The following is a 404-nucleotide window of genomic DNA, read 5'->3' on the forward strand; positions in this document are numbered from 1 at the left end:
TATGTAGCTCAGCTGGTTAGAGCACAGCACTCATAATGCTGGGGTCACAGGTTCGAATCCCGTCATAGCCACCATTTCACTACGTAAATATTCTCTTGGGGTGTCGCCAAGCGGTAAGGCAGCGGGTTTTGATCCCGCCATGCCCAGGTTCGAATCCTGGCACCCCAGCCAATTTAAGTTGTGTTGAATACCCGGATGGGGTGTCGCCAAGCGGTAAGGCAGCGGGTTTTGATCCCGCCATGCCCAGGTTCGAATCCTGGCACCCCAGCCATTCAATACACAGTTTCTGAAATCGTGAAAAACCGATCTTCGGGAGCACAACAGATTAATGGCTATGTAGCTCAGCTGGTTAGAGCACAGCACTCATAATGCTGGGGTCACAGGTTCGAATCCCGTCATAGCCA

The 404-nt window shown here is 52.0% G+C and carries 3 tRNA genes; all 3 read left to right on the top strand.

Features of this window, described 5'->3' with window-relative positions:
- Positions 1–96: 96 nt before the first annotated feature.
- Positions 97–171, top strand: a tRNA-Gln gene (locus L975_RS17040).
- Between the two features lie 25 nt (positions 172–196).
- Positions 197–271: transfer RNA gene (locus tag L975_RS17045), tRNA-Gln, on the top strand.
- A gap of 59 nt (positions 272–330) precedes the next feature.
- Positions 331–404: transfer RNA gene (locus L975_RS17050), tRNA-Met, on the top strand.

Origin of the sequence: Plesiomonas sp. ZOR0011, assembly GCF_000800945.1 — a bacterium.
GTDB lineage: Bacteria > Pseudomonadota > Gammaproteobacteria > Enterobacterales > CAMTGL01 > Plesiomonas > Plesiomonas shigelloides.